Raw genomic sequence first — 17,276 nt, 5'->3', positions numbered from 1 at the left:
ATTAAACTATTTTGATTTTACGAAGAACCTGGGGAAGAAGTTTGTTGTCAAACTTAAATTGGAGGGTGGGGAGAGAATATAGTTTTATGTAAACAATGGTATTAAGTATTTAAAAAAACGGCATTATATATTGAAAGTAATGGTATTAGTTCTTAAAAAAGAATGGCATTGGTTTTAAAGGTAATGCCATTCTTTTCTGGCTGGCTTAGTACTATTTATCCAGCTGGTTTTTGATATGTAATTCCTGCTGTGCGCGATCTGCTGTGCTCAATTGAACTCTGGCTTCGAATGCTTGTGCTTTTTTAGCTGTCGGGAACCAGTTCCTGTCTGGTGTAACTAAAATCAGCAATCCGGTTTCATCACCAATAACTGCGAAATTTTCTGTTTTAGGTTGTTTTGCATAGTATTCAAGTCCATATTGACTAATTAATCCGGTTGCTGTTGTGAGCACATCGCTGGTCACAATACCAATTTCGCTGACAAATAATATTGAACTACTATCAAATGCAGCATCAGATTGATTATCAGCATCAAAACGGCAGATCAATTCAAGCAGATTTCCATTGTTATCATAAAAATAGAATGATTTCGCGTTCCAGGCCTCAAAAGAGGAAAACTGGCTGTCATCCGTTACTGGTAATATTGTTGTCCTTTGCTCAAGCCATTTAAAAGCTTCTTCCAGCTTATTGTTCGGGATGTCAAATGCCAGGTGATAATTAGGATTTTCAATAGCTGATTTTTGGAAGGATACTTTTGTCGTCCCAATCAGAAAAGATACTTCATTCTCATTTTTGGAGTTAGTTTTAATGTCAAGTATGTTGTTGTAAAACTGCTCGGTTTCTATAATATTATTGCTCAATAATTCAATCGCTTCAAACTTCATAAAAAGGGTTTTAATAAAATTAATGATTGCCCTGTTTTATTAAATAGGGTCTTTATGCTCAATATAACCCTAAATCTGAAATTATGACTATTGAAATCAGATGTTGACAATAACATTATTATTGAATGCTCATAAAGCTGGAGCTAATACTATTAGCCCCAGCTATCAATTGATGTGTGGATAGATAACTGATTTATTTTTTCAGGAGGTTAGCGGCTCCCGGATTGATTTTATTTTGAAATCGTCGCAATCTTCGATTTTAATGGAATATTGCTGGAGTTCAGCCCCGGTGTCTGGCCGTGCATATCAAATGCAATTTTTACCTGCGGCCCAAAGAATAAACAATGTGTAGATCCTCCAAAATGGAACATTCCGAGCTGCTCACCTTTTTTAACATGCTGACCTTCATAAACCGTAATCTGACAAGAAGAGACTTCTGCCATCCCAACTGGCATAATACACATCAGGCCTATATCCGGATTATCTGCCTGAATAAAGATCAATGCCCTGGTGGCAAGTTCTGTGATATAACCCTGAGATTCATTCGGACCTGATGGGTCATAACCTTCTGATTGTGCTTCGGCATAATAGGTGCCGTCTACTACATATGCTTTTACTATTTTTCCGCTTACCGGACTATGCCAGCGGTGATAACTTAAAGCACTTAAAAAGGCCTGGTATATCGTTCCTCCAACAAATTTATCCAGCAGCGGGTCATTAGCCATCATGTGTTCCAGGGAATAAGGCTGTGCTTTAATCCAGAATTTATCATGTTTTTTAACTTTTTCTGCAATCCTGTAAGGGGCAGATTCGCAGGCGTTTGCAATAATGTTGTCATCCTGTGGACTGGCCACCGGACGCTGTCCTTCTCTGAATTCCCTGGTAAAGAAATCATCCCATGATTTAAACCCATGATGTGGTTGCGCAGGGGCACATATAAATTCCTGATCAAAATCTGGCATTGCTTTTTTTGCATCCGCTCCAAACCATCCACTCCTGGGGTCTTTGCTTAATACATATTTTGAATCTGCTGAACATAGGAAAATACCCCACTCATTCAAGATTCTTTTGAATTGCCAGTTCACCTTTTCATTTAAGAAAGCGGCATATCCGGCAGTAGTGCCCATAGACCAGTCCAGAATCGCATTAATTGGGAAACCAACCAATCCGGTTTCATTAAACTCAGGTGCTTTGGTCATTATTCTATTGATCAGCCTTAACATCAAATGGTAGTCTCTAACCTGAGGCCCACCTTCAGGGTTTTTATTATAAGGTGGTTTGCGCGGTACTTCTGAGAACATCACGTGAAACCACATAAATATCTCCGGATCATCTTCTATCAGTTCTTTTAATTCTTCAATTACAGGTAACAAAGGTTGTTTATCCTTTTCTACTTCTGTAATAAGGTCACCTAGCCATTTTTCAAGGATAGTCTGATCGGAGGGAAGCCACTTGCCAACACGGAAGGGAAGTGACTTTTCGCTAAGGTTAGTTTTCATAAGTTTTATATTGGTTTTTTTGGTTAGGAAGTTATCATGATTTTATGTTCATTTCGTTGTGTGATTCGAAAATCATGATGGTTTCATAAGTTTATATTGTTTTATGAATTTAAGCAAACCCATAAAATTAAAAACGCTTGTTCATATTCATTTTCTGTTCATTTTCAAAGACATGCAAAATGACTGTGTGTAGTCAATATCAAGCTGATTACAGGTTTTCAGAGGTTGAATAATGTGTTATCATCACCGGCTTATCAGGTCAAAAAAAAGAGCCTCTGGACATATTCCAGAGACTCTTTAAATGTTTTGCTATCGCAATTAATAAAAAAGGGCAGTGTAAGATTTAATCTGCATCAAATAAGTAGCCGCTATAAGCAAGACCTTTGGCCACACTTGTAAAATTGTCTCCCGAATTTACCGGGATATGAGGGAATTTATTCCTGAATAGATTTTGTACGCCTCCAACCAGTGAACTTCCGCCAGTAAGGAATAAACTATCAATTTCTTCTGCTTTGATATTGTTTTTTATCATGAACTCATCCAGATAAGTACTTATCTTTTTAATATCTTTTTCAATTACTGCAGCGTATTGTTCTTTAGAAACTTCTTCATCGATTTCAATCTCCATATTTGAATACGTAAATTGAGAAACCTGCTCATCAGACAAAGTAATCTTTGTTTTTTCAATGGAACGGAATACAGAATAACCTTGGTTATTCTCAATCAGTGTAATCAGGTTCTTGAACTTCCTGTCTTTTTTTGAATAGTGGTAATAGTCCTGTAAGTCTTTCTGTATCCTCAGGCCATTAAAAAAGTTCATTTTATCCCAGGTACAGATATTCGCAAACAGAGACATTGGGACGGTCAGTATTTTTCCGGGGGTAGCTTCGTACAAAGTATTCTTTCCGAAATAAGGTGTTCCTTTATCCCACATAAAGGCAGAATCAAAGCTGTCACCACCAATATAAATACCACCAGAGGCAATCATATCATTTCTTCTGTCTTTGTTGCCGGAATGAGCGGGATCAAGCATCAGGTATGTAAAATCTGTTGTTCCCCCACCTAAATCGGCTACGAGTACTTTTTCTTTTTTAGTGATGGTTTTCTCATAGGCAAAAGCTGCACCGATTGGTTCAAACTGAAAACGTACTTCAGTGAAACCTGCATTTTCAGCTGCTTTACTTAATCTTGTTTGTGCCAGGGTATCTTTGGCTGTACTATCGTCATCAAAAAATACAGGCCTGCCAATCACAGCTTTCTGACAGTCAAATCCGATAATCTCATCGGCTTTAGTTTTCAGGTCCTTCAGAATTAAAGCAACCAGATCGGAAGCATTGTACCTTTTATTATGAATCCTGGTTTCAATAAAACTGCTTCTTGATAAGATTTGCTTGATAGATTTGATAAATCTTCCCTTCATGCCATCACTAAGATAAGCATCGATCGCATTTTCACCTACCACATAATTTAAGGGCTGGGTTGCACTTTGTTCTTGCTGAAAATACAAGAGGGAAGGAACTGTTATAGTACTTATGATTTCGTTTTTTTCTTCGTCATAAATAGATAGTGCAGAATTGGTTGTTCCAAAATCAATTCCATATAGAAACTTACTCATCTCAAAAGGGGAAATATTGTTTTATACTTAATTCTTATGCAGACAATCTTCTTCCGGTCATTGATAAAATGATAGGAGTGAAGATCTTACAGCCTATTCAGGTTGATATAGGCTGTTTTAGCGCGTGCAAAGGTAAAATATTAAAATAATAATTAGATTATAACCTTGTATTTAATCTGTAAAGCTGGCTTTATCTTTTTTGCAAAACGTTCACAATATTAAACATCTGCTTCACATCATCCAGGTGAATATCAAAATCAGGATAAGCAACTTTATCAGGATTTAAAGAATGACAGGTAATGACACCGGTTTCTGTGTCGTGATTGGAGATCCGTTTCGCGATAATTCCCATTCTGCGGTGTACAATGACATAATCTTTAAATCTGTGGGTATGGAATTTAGAAGTCCAGAGGTGCTGCTGAATTTCCCTTCCGGTGGCAACACTTCCATCGCTGATACTTTCTTTGGTGTTGTCATCCATACTGTCACCAACTATTTCAAATGCTCTGTAGCTGCCTTTATGATATTTGTCCACTATTATTGTATGCTTTGGTAATACTTCTAAATATTCGGGGTCTTTGTAGCCGGATAAATAACCGGCATAAGCATATTCATTCACTAAAGGTACCACCATTAAATACTGTCCGTCTCCAAGGTCTATAAAAGGGGAGTCCGTAAATTCTAATGGGTATTGTATTTCGCCGATTGATCTGGCATTTGGTTTTACGCTGTTCGCAGTCATTTCCCCCTGGCCTGTCTCCAGCCATTCTATATTTAAAGAAAATTCTTTATTAAGTGCGTTTTTAATATCTCCGGAAACCTTTACTTTGCCCCTTTCGACATCTGCAAAGCTTCCCTGCTTTAATCCGGTCACCACTCCAAACTCCATCTGAGTCTTGTTAAGTGATTTTCTGAATATTTTAAGGCGCTGATTCTCAGTATTTTCCATGATCTTTTAAAGAATGTTCTATTTATTTATTGCAAATATAGAATATTCTATATTATATTTGTATCGTACAACGAAGTAAATGTACAAAAAATAGGATTATACAGGAAATAGATAATTAATCCACACAGTATCCGGGGCCACAGAAGTTTTTTGCTGTAAGCCTGAAGATGAACTTATAAGGCAGTGATCAGTATAAAAAAAGCAGAAAGCATGAGTGAGTTTAGAATAGCAGAGCAGTTGACAGCAATAAACGAAGGTGGATATGTAAATGACCCGAATGATAAAGGAGGAGAAACTTATGCAGGTATATCCAGAAATAACTGGTCGGGATGGAGAGGCTGGCTGATCATTGACGGGCTAAAAGACACGGAAGGTATTTCTGCTGCACTGATTAACCGCAAGGCAAAAGCCAATGTGCAGCTGGTTGAACTGATCTGGTCCTTTTATAAACAGAATTTCTGGGATATAAACCAGCTGGGTCTGATTCATGACCAGCAGCTGGCCAATACAGTTTATGATTTCGGCGTGAACTCGGGAACTGCCAGGGCAGCTAAATATTTGCAGGATTCAGTGAACCAGGTTTCTGCGCTAAACCTGGTCGCGGATGGCATCATAGGCTCTTTAACTATCCAGGCAGTCAATACAAGCAACGCCGCTAAACTTACTTCAATATATAACAGTAAAAGACAGGCTTTTTACAGTTCAATCGCAAAAGGGACACAGGCCAGGTTCCTGAAAAGTTGGTTAAGCAGGATTAAACCCTATAAAACTTAATGATCATGGAAGAATTACAAAATCCAACAACAGAAACACAAGACATGATAGACAGAAAAGCCGCATGGATTGAAAGAATGTTTGACCGTTTATTTACTGCGGTTCAGCAGAATCCTTTCGCTACGATGCTCCTGCTTTCTGTGGCGATGAACTTTTGGCAATATAGTGTCCTGAATGAAATGAACCGCCTTCGGATAGCAGATATTACCACCTTAAATGAGAAGATTAACCTGGCTGTGGAGAAAGGGGTAGAGCAGGAACTACCTAAGCAGCTCGCTCCTTATAAGGAAAAACAGGATAGCAATAACAGGAAGCTGGATACTTCTTTAATCCATTTAAACGGAACGGTAGAATCGGTCCGGAAATACTTCAATGAAAACAAGGTAAAAACAAAATTTTAAACCCTATAAAACAACTAAATTATGAGTCAGTTAACAGTACAGCAAGCGGCAGCAGCTGCAGATCAAACAGGTTCTATCCGCGTAAACGGCCAGGTAATTACTTACGTGGTGAAGGGAAATGTAATCATTTATTCGGATGGTAAAATTGCAGCTTCTTCTATTTCAAGCACAGACTTTGGAAAGGCTTATGCAACGGCAATTGTACCGCCGGTAACCCCTCCGGTAATTCCACCAGTAGATCCTCCGGTAGATCCTGATTTCGTGAGCATTGGTACAGGTTCAGGTCAGCTGATACTGGAGCCTCTTGCAAATACAAATGTGAAGATTGTTCCGGGTAATTATGATTACATCTATGTCGAAAAAGCGACTAACGTCAGAATGGATGCAACAGGGGTAATACTTAAAGGCGGATCTATCGATATTGGCCAGGCAGATAACTTCGAGTTGTGGGGAGCGTCGGTTATTGACCAGTCTTATCGCGCTATTTCTATTCAAGATCATAGCAATGGCATATACATGCACGACATCAGCTTTAAAAACGTAGGTGACTATACTATTTCTTATCACTACAAAGGGGTATATGATGGTACGGACGCATCTGCCTCTAAAGACTGGAAACTGGAGAGGCTTAGTTTTGAAAACACGAGTACAGGGTTTCATTGTGATGGTGCGTTTGCAGCGGAAGGAATTGTAAATCTGATGCGAAACTTTAAATTCCTGAATTGTGTCGTTAAGAACTGCCCGGCTATTGGAAATGTAGTTTATGTGGGACAGGCTGATGGTTATGAAATTGCCGGAAATATCGTTGATCATATCAATACAAGATATGATGATCCTAATGCTCCAAATGGCTATCATAATGGTATTTTCCATCTGGTTGGTAATGGATCGTTCCATGACAATAAAATCACGAACCACCAGGGAAATGCAATTCGTGCATGGGGGGTCTCTTACGGTGCTGAAGTTGAGGATATTTCGATTTATAATAACATCGTTTGGAATAGCTGGAAATATTCGGCCTTTGAGCTTCAGGCTACTCCGGAAATTCAGGATTATTTCGCAGCTTATCCTTCCAGAGTTAAACCTACGAATGCACAGGTATATAACAATACTGCAGGTCTTTTAAACAGATCTCATGACTGGGATGGGGTAATGATTGATTTGTATCAAACAGGTGGTACACTGGAATATTACAATAACCTTGGTTTTGAAATGTACAGGCAGGATGTATCCCTTCCGGTAGGAGATATGATCAATATGGGCGGACCGGATATGGTCCGCAATGAGAACAATCATTATTTCCCTTCACAACAGCAGGCGGTTGCTGATACGGTTACTTTTCTCTCGCTGGTACCAGGAGCTGGTGCACAATAAACTATCAAATAATACCTGTTAAAAATTAGTTCATCCGGTCAGGGATATTGAATTTACTGCGCAGAGGGAATTACCCCGGTAGCTTTATAATTTGATAACCTGTACCGGTTTGACTATCAGCTTATAATATAAGCTGTCAAATTAATAAACATCCTTATGAAAAATATACAACCTAAAATAATTCACCTGTTCTTCACCGCGTTAATACTGATCTTATCGGGCTGCGTATCTTCCCGTCATGTATTTAAAGCAACGGAAAAGATGAAACAGGAAACTGCTCAGCAGTTTGAAAAAGACACAATGAGTTTGACGCTTGACCACTCCTTAACGACTATCAGAGAAAAGGCAGATACTATACTGGTTATTCCCGGACAAGTAATTACCACAGACACCTATATTGATTATGATGATCTGGTTAATGGGGTAATGGCTATTAAAAACCCGCTTGCAGAAGTCAGTTTAAGTTTTAATCCTGTCACAAAGAAACTTTCAGCCAGAGCTTTGATCAGGGAGCAGGTGATCCCGTTGAAAATTAATAAAGAGACAGTGATACAAAAGAACTTAACGATACTATCAAAGAAAAATGAGCTTAGTTTAAACACGAACAAGACTGAAGCTGAACAAACTGTTAAGGAAAAGAAAACCTTAAAATTAAGTGCATGGCTCCCTGCTTTGCTGATATTGATTGCCCTGGGATCTGTTTTTTACTGGATAAGAAATAAAAGCTGGTCATGATCAATTGATTTTTGGCAACTTCTATCAGAGGTGTTTTCCTGCAAAAAAAATCAGATAGACTTCATTATTTATTAGCTTTAATTAATCGCTGTTAATTTTTAGAAAAATGAAACGAGCCCCTATTATATTCTGGATGCTTTACATGCTGTTTTTTGCAATCCCATTTCCTATGATTTTGTATTATACGATCAATAGTGAATATGATATAACTGATCTTAAAGACAAAGATCCATGGTTAGCATTGAGTGTTTTAGCTATTTCAGTTATATTCTGGGCTATTCTTTTGGCAGGATTCTTTCAAAAATGGGTATTAAGCGTTTTTATAAAAAAGTATCGCCTGGAAAAGCTACTTATTAATGGAATACGCAGAGAAGCAAAAATTCTAAGTGTAAGCAAGATTTCAAAGACGGGTGATAAATATGATTCTTATGAACTGGACTTATCTGTAAAGAACCTGGTTGATACTGAGATTATCCTGCATAAAGCAAAGGTCATAGATAGTCAGGCTCATGAACGTCGTTTTGAAACTGGTAAAAGAGTTGATTTGCTTATTGATCAGGAATTGAAACATATACCCTGTTTTGTTTTTGCCAGTACCGAGGTGACTGTAAATACAAAAGCTATCCTTCTTGGTGTTTTGAGTTGGTTAATCATGCTTGCCTTAATCATTGGTTATTATAGTTATGCTTATCAGTCTGAAAGCTTTGGTATGGGCTGGCGTTTTATGAGTTTTGTGCATCCACTAATAGTTTGCTCAACGATATTGCTGTTATATCATATTTTAGGAAAAGTTGTTTTTAGAATAGCAGAGAAAAAACCGGATAAGCTGAACCAGATCAGGTTTAAAGGGAGAAGGGCAGCCGCGAAAATTGCTAGTGCCCGGCAAACCGGCAGATTTATGAATGCACAACCAGTAATCCATTTTGAACTTGAATATACTGATGACCACCAGCATAAATACTTTAAAAGTTTGGAAAAAGTTGTGAATTTGCTTGAGCTGGATAGTACAAAAGACGAAAGTATTGACATTTTTTATCTCAGAGAGAATCCGGAGGTTATTGCTTTTGCCAGTGATATTAATGAAAAAAGGTTAACATCATGAAAAAAATATACATCTTATTTATTTGCGGCAGTTTGTTTTTAAGCTGCAAGCCAGTATCAAAAAGCATTGAAGATACCCTAAATGTTCAGGGTACTTTAGTTCAACATAAGGATCATAGAAAAGAACATACGGTCACAACTACAGCACAGCACACTGAAGAGGAGAAAAACGGGTTTTTAAATGATACTGATAGATTACTCAGTGCAGAAGCAGCATTAAAAAGGCTTCCTGAATATGCAGGAAAAGAAATCTTTATCTACCTGTTTCTTGGCTTTTATGATAATGGGACTATTAACGTCATGTTGCAGCATCCTGAAAACCCTGAGTATGTTGATGTTTATGATTATAGAAACGGGCAATGGTCTGTGCCCGTGCCTAAGCAATTATCAGTAAATGATGATATTCAGCATAGTCTGATTTCGCTGAATAAAGTCAGCTTTGCAAGTGTAGCTCAGGTTAATAAAATTTATAGGGAGAAAGCTTCGCGGATTGAAGGGGCAAAGCCATTAACAAATATCTATATCACTGTTGTAAATAATGCGATAGATTGGTATCCAATGAATATTGAAGGAAGTCGTGAGCGGTATGCGATCCGGTTCAATACTGATGGAACATTAAAGGCATTCAAACAAGATTAAACAGGTTTGATTTTTAACTAATGGCGGAGACGATAAATCTTCTCCTTTGCCATTTTAGCTATTACGATGTTAAATACCTTTTTATTATTGTTTATTCACGAAGATACCTCTGAAAGCAGACCAGCACGCGTTCTTGATGTCAATAGGAAGTGCGTCTTTTACATAAAATTGAATACCGTTTTCATCGTAGAAATAACGGAAGTAATTTCCTAATCTATCTGGTTTCTCACCCGTATGAATATTTTCACGATTAACCAGCCAACGAGAGTAAGTTACTTCAACTCCATTCAAGGCATCTTCAAGATCTTTAATCTTACCAGAATTCTTGTCGCTGTTAATCATATCACTATAGTCTTTCATATCAAATATCCATTTAATTGGCAAAGATACGGAATATAAAAGGGTTAAAAGACTATTGGTTGGATTGGCCGCTTAATCGTGCTCAAATCAGTTCAGAATTGAGCACGATATAACCGATTTATCTTCTTTCGTTAAACACTGCAAACTCGGCTATTTCAGCTGTTGATCCAGTATTTTCTATCTGAATCCTCACTTTATCGCCATAAACGGTATCAAAACGATGAATCTTAATTTTATGCGCATTCTCTCCGGAGAAAAGTGTCTTCCAGATACCGTCCAAACGATATTCTAGTTTATATTTCCTGATTGTTACCGGAGTTTTATCTGCAATCACCACTGTATTAAAGGCTTTCTCTTTTCTGAATTCAACCTCATACCATGGCTTTTCAACTCTTGGGTTAGCTTTCCAGGTAGTATTGAAGTTGTCATCATTGGCGAAATCCATAATGTTCATATCATCACTCCAGCTCCCATCTGAAGGTTGGTTTTTAGCCAGATTAGAAGAAATTATAGGTGCATCTGCTGCGGGCAGTCTCTGTGTGGCTCCTTCATTTTTCCAGACTTTCCCGATCTCTTTTAATGCTGCTAACGCGTTATCGTCGATCAATCCATCACGATTTGGTGCTACATTCAGGATGAAATTGCAGTAAGCATTATTGAAGGGAATAAGATTTTCATTCACCATTTGAAGCGGATCTTTTACAGGAGTTGCCGGGAAAGATGTTTTCCAGAACCAGCTTGTCTGTAATGGCAAACAGGAAAGAGCGGGCAGTTTATTGGTCTCTTTGGAGATATGCTGACCTGCTCCCTGTTCATATGATTTGATGTCAGTATAATATAATGCTTCAGAAGGGTATTTAGCAGCATTCAGATCCATAACCAAACAGTTAGGCTGGATAGATTTTATCAAAGTATAAAGTTCTTCAAACGGAATGTCATCATAGGATATTCTTGACCATGGTGCATCCCATCCGTCAATAATCAAGGCATTGATTTCGCCATAATTGGTTAGCAGTTCTGTCAATTGTGCTTTTACCATTTTGATATGTTCGGGGGTAATCAGGTTAGGCCTTAATTTATGATGTGTATCTAAAATGGAATAATACAGCATCACTTTTAGTCCGTTTTTCCTGAAAGCATTGGCATATTCTTTAACTACATCTCTTTTCAGCGGACTGTTCATTACATTGTAATCTGTAGTTTTTGTATCCCAGATAGCAAAACCACTATGATGTTTAGTGGTTAAACAGCCATAAGTCATGTTCGCGGATTTTGCTGCTTTTGCCCACTGCTCACAATCCAGTTTTTTAGGATTAAAGATTGCAGGTGAAGCATCCGGGTCTGGCCAGTCTGCATCCACGTAAGTAGGAATATTATAATGGATAAACATGCCAAAACGCAGGTCAACAAAGTCTTGTTGTAAGGTGGCAAGCTCTTTTCCTTTGGGGAAGGATTTATTTTGGGCCCATGCGTATGCAGGGACAAAAATGAGTAGCAGGATGGTGAATAAAAACTGGTCAGGTCTTTTCATAATGGGTTGGTTCTGGTTTGAGGTCTTTTAAATTTCATATTTAGATTGCTAAATCATTAAAGCTAATTATTTCATTTAACCAGACAATCCTGGTCACGTAATTAATACGCAGCTGTTTTTTAATGCCTGCCTGCTTCATTTAACATTTTGTTAATGTGTCAATCATCTGGCAGCTCTAATTTTGCTCCATATTTTATGGGCGAAAACAATACTGTCGGATTTAACGGAGATCTTGTAAATAATTTCGATGGAAAAGCATTCGAAGATCTTTATCGTCGTATGTATCCTACGCTTAAGAAATATGCGATTTACCTGGTAAAGGATGTAGAAGAGGCTCAACTTATTCTGAATGATGTATTTATCGCGATCTGGAAAAATGAGACCCGGATTTCAAATGAAAAAGCATACTTGTTCCGGGCAGTAAAAAATGCTTCAACAAATTACCATAAGGTTTCCAGGATAAGTTTTCTGCACATAGAGGAGGAAGAACTGCCCGGCATTCGGGATGAAACAGCAGATCCTGCTCAGCTTTACCTGAATAAGGATAGAAACCGGATATTATACAAGTTAATTGATCAGATGCCAGAACGCAGACGTTTGGTTTTCTATCTATATCGTATAGACGGTTTTAGTTATAAAGAAATTGCCGCTTTACTGGATATTTCAGTCAGAACAGTGGAAGACCATTTGGCCAGGGGCTTTCTATTCTTGCAGGAGAAAATACTGAAAAACGAGTCAGAATTCCGGTAAAAATATTCTTAACTATTTCTTAACGCATTGTTAATGTTTTGCGGCCCGTAGTGCATGCCCTGTTTCTTGTCTTGTTTCTATAAAAGTATAGGAATGGATCAGGAGAACTGGAAATTTGTAATAGCTTACTTAGCTGCAAAGGAGAATAACAGCGGCGACGTTCAGGAAATTGAACGACAGGAGAAAAAGATACAGGAATGGTTGAGTAAAGATCCTGGGCACCAACAAGAACTGGAGCAGGCTTTATGGCTATGGGAAAATACTTCGGTATTGCCGGAGAATGAGCAATGGAGGGAAAGCTTCAGTACTATCCAGGCTTCTTTAATACAGGAGGTACCGCAGAAAACCATTAAGTTTAAGTTCTGGCTGGCTGCTGTTGCCGCTATAGCCGCAATAACACTGTTCAGCTTATTCTATAAAGTGCAGCAGCCAGTTTTACAGCAGACCAGTATCGCATGGATTACAAAGTCAGCAAGTTCGGGAAAGATTATCAACGTAATATTGCCCGACAGCACACAGATCTGGTTAAACTCCGGCAGCAGTATCAGTTATCCAGAGAACCTGCGACATGCTGATTTAAGAACTGTCAGGCTCAAAGGAGAAGCATTCTTTAAAGTAAAGCGTGATCCGGCGCATCCATTTGTGGTATACAGTTTAAATATTCAGACGCGCGTGCTTGGCACAAGTTTTAATATTCGTGCATGGCAAGGGCATCAAACCGAAGTAACAGTATTAACGGGTAAAGTGGCCGTTTCCAGAGATTCAGCGGGAATACAATCAGCCGCTATTCACTTGCTGCCAAATCAAAAGGCAATAGCCAATCCCGCTAAACTACAATTGGAAAACGTGGAAGATGGCCGGACTGCTACTAGCTGGACTGAAGGCAAGATGGTGTTCGATCAGTTACCTGTAAAAGAAGTTTTTGAGGCTTTAGAGCGAAAGTATGCAGTGAAAGTTATTGCAGATCAATCTTTTAAAGATTGTAAACTCACAGCGAAATTTAATAATGTCAGCTTAAATGAAGTGTTGCAAACCATTCAACTAAGCCTGGATATTCATTATACAATCAATAAACAGACCATTTATATAAAAGGAGGTAAATGTAATTAGACAACTATAAAAGAAAAAACCGAAGCATGTTGACGCATGCTCCGGCTAATGATTTTCAATTTTATTTTAACCCATTCAATGATTAAAACATACAAAGTTATGAAAAAGTCCGCAGTGACTAATCAATTAATTTTTAAAGTAATGCGTTTTCTTACCCTCATTTATTTTATGCTTACTGTCCTGTTCTTTGCCTCACAAGCATCGCCATTAAAGGCACAGGAGCTGAATAACAGGATAAGTTTCAATTTTAAAAACGGCACTTTAACAGAGTTGCTGAAAAGCATAGAGAAGAAAACCAGGCTGTCTTTTGTTTACACGAATACAGATGCAGTATTGAACCAGCGGGTTGAGGCTATTAAAGCAGAAAACGAAATGGTAAGCAGTCTGCTTAGCCGCATATTGATCCCGAGGCAATTAACTTACATCATCCAAAACAACCAGATTATTATCAAAAAAGCTGTCCGGATTAAAGGTAAGGTTACTGATGAGAAAGGTTTGCCTGTACCGGGGGTAAGTGTGTTGGAAAAGGGGAGTAATAATGTCACCACGACCAATCTGAACGGTGATTATAGCTTAAATGTAAGGGAGTCTTCATCTACTATTTTGTTTAGAATGATGGGCTATCAAACTAAAGAATTTGTTCTTAGAGGAGAAACGGCGGTCAATATCAGCCTTATTCCGGATGAAACCGGTTTGTCTGAAGTAGTGATTACTGCTTTGGGTATTAAGCGGAATGAAAAAGCACTCGGTTATTCTATTGCTACGCTAAAAAGTAGCGATGTGAATACGGTAAAAGAAGTCAATGTGGTGAATTCTATTGCCGGAAAGGTAGCGGGTGTAAATGTAGTAAGTACGGGTTCCGATCCGGGATCTACCACCATGATTACTATTCGCGGACAATCATCGATTGCGACCGATAACCAGCCGCTTTTTGTAGTAGATGGTGTTCCTGTAGCACATTCGCTGCGGGCAACATCCGAAGTCGGCCGTTCTTCGGTAGATTATGGGAGCCCGGTTTCCGATATTAGTCCAGACGATATTGAAAGCATTACCATCTTAAAGGGAGCGAGCGCTGCGGCTTTATATGGCAGCAGGGCAGGAAGTGGAGTCGTACTGATTACCACAAAAAGTGGTTCATCAGCTAAAAAAGGCTTAGGCATAAGCTTTAACTCCAATGCGATGTTTGACCAGGCATGGATGTTCCCTCATTTCCAGAATCAGTTTGGCGCAGGAGAATATACAGATGATCCGGCAGTGAGCACCACCTCGGCCTGGGGCCCGCGTCTGGATGCAGGAACCAAACATTTACAATGGAACAGCCCGCTTGATGGCCAAAGTGGAAAACCTGTACCTACAGACTGGGTATCACACCCAAATAATGCTAAAGATTTTTACAACACAGGTTCCACATATACGAATAACATTGCCATCACTGGTAAAAATGCAGATGGTAATTACAGGTTATCTTATACCAATATGTTCAATAAGGGGATTGTGCCGCATACAGATCTGAGCAGGAATACCTTGAACCTGGCAGCAACCTATGTATTGCATCCTAAGGTAAAGATCAGTACCAATATTGGTTATGTAAATAATAAAAGTGATAACCGGCCTTCGGCTTACAGGGAAAGTGTGACGCAAATGGTTTACTCCATGCCTTCTAATATGAATATTAATGATTTGAAGAATTACTGGAAACCAGGCCGGGAAAACTTAGAACAATTTTCACCGGATGATTCTGATAATCCATATTTTGTGGCTTATGAACACACCAATGGTTACAACAGAAATCGGATAACCGGAAACGTACAAGCAGTATTTGATATTACAAATGATTTGAGCTTAATGGTGCGTACCGGGCTTGATTTATACAATGAGGAGCATGAAACCAAACGCCCTTTTAGTGCGAAGCGATTTAAGTTCGGAGGTTATGGCGTAGATAATTCTTTTTTTAAGGAGCAGAATACAGATTTCCTGCTCAGTTACAAGAAAACCTTGAATCAGAACTGGTCTTTCGGCTTATCGGTTGGGGGGAACCAAATGGATCAGACCAACAGAAGTACTGCTCAGCGTACCGAAAGTTTAAGTATTCCAGGAATTTATAATATTACTAATGCGCGTGCAGGAACCATCACCAATGCACAGTATAATTCCCGTAAACGAATCAACAGTTTATATGGAATTGGACAGGCCTCATTTAAGAACATGATATTTCTTGATGTGACCGGTAGAAATGACTGGTCAAGTACATTACCTGCTCAAAATAATTCTTATTTCTATCCTTCAGTTTCATTAAGTACAGTTTTAACGGATGTGTTCAAAGTGAAGTCTGAGGTATTATCATTTGCTAAAATCAGGGCGAACTGGGCACAGGTTGGAAGTGATACTGATCCTTACCAGTTATACAATACGATTCCTTTTAATCAGGATTGGGGTGACGTAAAAAGAGCGACGATTGAGTTTAACCTGAAAAACAACTTCTTGAAGCCTGAAATCGCAACTTCTTATGAGTTTGGCGGAGATCTGCGCTTTTTTAATAACAGGTTTGGTCTGGACGTGACCTGGTATAAGACCAATAAAAGAAACCAGATTATTAATATTCCAACAACCATTACTTCGGGTGCATCGAACCGTTTAATCAATGCCGGAAATATTCAGAACAGCGGTTGGGAAATCGGTTTAACCGCAGTTCCTGTTCAGGGTGCATTTAAATGGGAAATCAACGCAAATTTTACCAAGAATGAAAATAAGGTGATCTCTTTAATGGAAGGTTTGCCGGAATATTCTATGGGTAGTGCCGATGGTGATAATATCCGCTATTTAATCAAAGAAGGAACTAAAATTGGAGATTTTTATACGCCAAGTTATACAAAGGTTCCAGGTGGACAGTATGCCGGAGCAGCCTTACTGGATAAAACCGGGCACTATATCCGTAATAACGCCGAATATATAAAAGTTGGAAACTATAATCCTGATTTTACGATTGGTTTTAACAATACTTTCAGCTATAAAAACCTGACGCTTAATTTCCTTTTAGACTGGCGTAAAGGGGGTAACTTCTACTCTTATGTGGTTAAAAGTTTGATCAATGCAGGTTTAACAGATAATACAATTGCCGGCAGAGACGCACAAACCGGGGGCTTGCCATGGGTTGATTCACAAGGAAATAAGCGGAATGACGGGATGATAATTCCAGGTTATATAGCCAGTGCAGACGGTACTTATAATGAAAATAAGGTCATTATTGCAGCATCTGATTTTTACAATAACACTTATAATAAGTATTACGAGCGTTTAACTTATTCTGCTTCTTTCCTGAAGCTCAGGGAAGCTTCTATAACCTATGTGTTTAGTAAAAACGTGTTGCGTAAACTTCCAATCAGCAATCTTTCTATTTCACTGATCGGCAGGAATTTGTATACCTGGACTGCTAACGGTTTGGGCTATGATCCGGAAACCACTATGAGTGTTACTGAAGGATTTAAACTGGGTGTTGGCCATTGGACCTTACCTGGGACACGCTCTTTTGGCTGTAAATTAAGTTGTAATTTTTAA

15 protein-coding genes are annotated in these 17,276 nt (G+C 38.6%); 9 read left to right on the top strand and 6 right to left on the bottom strand.

The window, feature by feature from the left end; translation table 11 throughout:
- Window positions 1–211: 211 nt before the first annotated feature.
- From LY11_RS05005 to LY11_RS04990, 4 genes are all read right to left on the bottom strand, one after another.
- Window positions 212–883, bottom strand: a complete 672-nt coding sequence (locus LY11_RS05005) for a VOC family protein (protein WP_111632612.1) — start codon at window positions 881–883, stop codon at window positions 212–214.
- A gap of 230 nt (window positions 884–1,113) precedes the next feature.
- Window positions 1,114–2,382 carry a phosphatidylserine decarboxylase family protein gene (locus LY11_RS05000; RefSeq protein WP_111632611.1) on the bottom strand — a complete coding sequence of 423 codons (1,269 nt, stop codon included), beginning with the start codon at window positions 2,380–2,382 and terminating at the stop codon, window positions 1,114–1,116.
- A 343-nt stretch (window positions 2,383–2,725) separates the two neighbouring features.
- Entirely contained in the window at window positions 2,726–3,997 is a 1,272-nt protein-coding gene (locus tag LY11_RS04995) for an Hsp70 family protein (protein WP_111632610.1), read from the bottom strand.
- A 190-nt stretch (window positions 3,998–4,187) separates the two neighbouring features.
- Window positions 4,188–4,946, bottom strand: coding sequence for an XRE family transcriptional regulator (locus LY11_RS04990; RefSeq protein ID WP_111632609.1), 759 nt, complete (start codon window positions 4,944–4,946; stop codon window positions 4,188–4,190).
- 210 nt (window positions 4,947–5,156) lie between these two features.
- Here LY11_RS04990 and LY11_RS04985 point away from each other — a divergent pair, with 210 nt between their 5' ends.
- The 6 genes from LY11_RS04985 to LY11_RS04960 all read left to right on the top strand — a co-directional run bounded on the left by LY11_RS04985 (window position 5,157) and on the right by LY11_RS04960 (window position 9,970).
- Window positions 5,157–5,720: a glycoside hydrolase family 108 protein gene (locus tag LY11_RS04985; protein ID WP_146610800.1), complete on the top strand. Its 564-nt coding sequence runs from the start codon at window positions 5,157–5,159 to the stop codon at window positions 5,718–5,720.
- 5 nt (window positions 5,721–5,725) lie between these two features.
- Window positions 5,726–6,121, top strand: a complete 396-nt coding sequence (locus tag LY11_RS04980; protein ID WP_146610799.1) for a hypothetical protein — start codon at window positions 5,726–5,728, stop codon at window positions 6,119–6,121.
- Window positions 6,122–6,142: 21 nt separating this feature from the next.
- Window positions 6,143–7,495 carry a hypothetical protein gene (locus tag LY11_RS04975; protein WP_111632606.1) on the top strand — a complete coding sequence of 451 codons (1,353 nt, stop codon included), beginning with the start codon at window positions 6,143–6,145 and terminating at the stop codon, window positions 7,493–7,495.
- 156 nt (window positions 7,496–7,651) lie between these two features.
- Window positions 7,652–8,230, top strand: a complete 579-nt coding sequence (locus tag LY11_RS04970) for a hypothetical protein (protein WP_111632605.1) — start codon at window positions 7,652–7,654, stop codon at window positions 8,228–8,230.
- 106 nt (window positions 8,231–8,336) lie between these two features.
- Window positions 8,337–9,332, top strand: coding sequence for a hypothetical protein (locus LY11_RS04965; RefSeq protein ID WP_111632604.1), 996 nt, complete (start codon window positions 8,337–8,339; stop codon window positions 9,330–9,332).
- Window positions 9,329–9,970 (top strand): hypothetical protein, encoded by a 642-nt coding sequence (locus LY11_RS04960; RefSeq protein ID WP_111632603.1) that lies wholly within the window; start codon window positions 9,329–9,331, stop codon window positions 9,968–9,970. Before LY11_RS04965 ends, LY11_RS04960 begins: the two co-directional genes overlap by 4 nt.
- An 84-nt stretch (window positions 9,971–10,054) precedes the next feature.
- On the opposite strand, the gene LY11_RS04955 is transcribed toward LY11_RS04960, so the two are convergent.
- On the bottom strand, window positions 10,055–10,330 hold the full coding sequence (locus LY11_RS04955; RefSeq protein WP_068396121.1) for a hypothetical protein: 276 nt from the start codon (window positions 10,328–10,330) through the stop codon (window positions 10,055–10,057).
- 118 nt (window positions 10,331–10,448) lie between these two features.
- Window positions 10,449–11,861: an alpha-L-fucosidase gene (locus LY11_RS04950; protein WP_111632602.1), complete on the bottom strand. Its 1,413-nt coding sequence runs from the start codon at window positions 11,859–11,861 to the stop codon at window positions 10,449–10,451.
- Between the two features lie 153 nt (window positions 11,862–12,014).
- On the opposite strand from LY11_RS04950, the gene LY11_RS04945 reads away from it, so the two are divergent.
- The 3 genes from LY11_RS04945 (at window position 12,015) to LY11_RS04935 (ending at window position 17,276) form a co-directional block, all read left to right on the top strand.
- On the top strand, window positions 12,015–12,611 hold the full coding sequence (locus LY11_RS04945; RefSeq protein ID WP_111632601.1) for an RNA polymerase sigma-70 factor: 597 nt from the start codon (window positions 12,015–12,017) through the stop codon (window positions 12,609–12,611).
- A 93-nt stretch (window positions 12,612–12,704) separates the two neighbouring features.
- Complete coding sequence (locus LY11_RS04940) at window positions 12,705–13,721, top strand: FecR family protein (protein WP_170132630.1); 1,017 nt, start codon at window positions 12,705–12,707, stop codon at window positions 13,719–13,721.
- Between the two features lie 99 nt (window positions 13,722–13,820).
- Window positions 13,821–17,276 (top strand): SusC/RagA family TonB-linked outer membrane protein, encoded by a 3,456-nt coding sequence (locus tag LY11_RS04935; RefSeq protein ID WP_170132629.1) that lies wholly within the window; start codon window positions 13,821–13,823, stop codon window positions 17,274–17,276.

The organism is Pedobacter cryoconitis, assembly GCF_003259615.1.
Taxonomy (GTDB): Bacteria; Bacteroidota; Bacteroidia; order Sphingobacteriales; family Sphingobacteriaceae; genus Pedobacter; species Pedobacter cryoconitis.
This window is presented reverse-complemented; position numbering and strand designations above follow the sequence as displayed.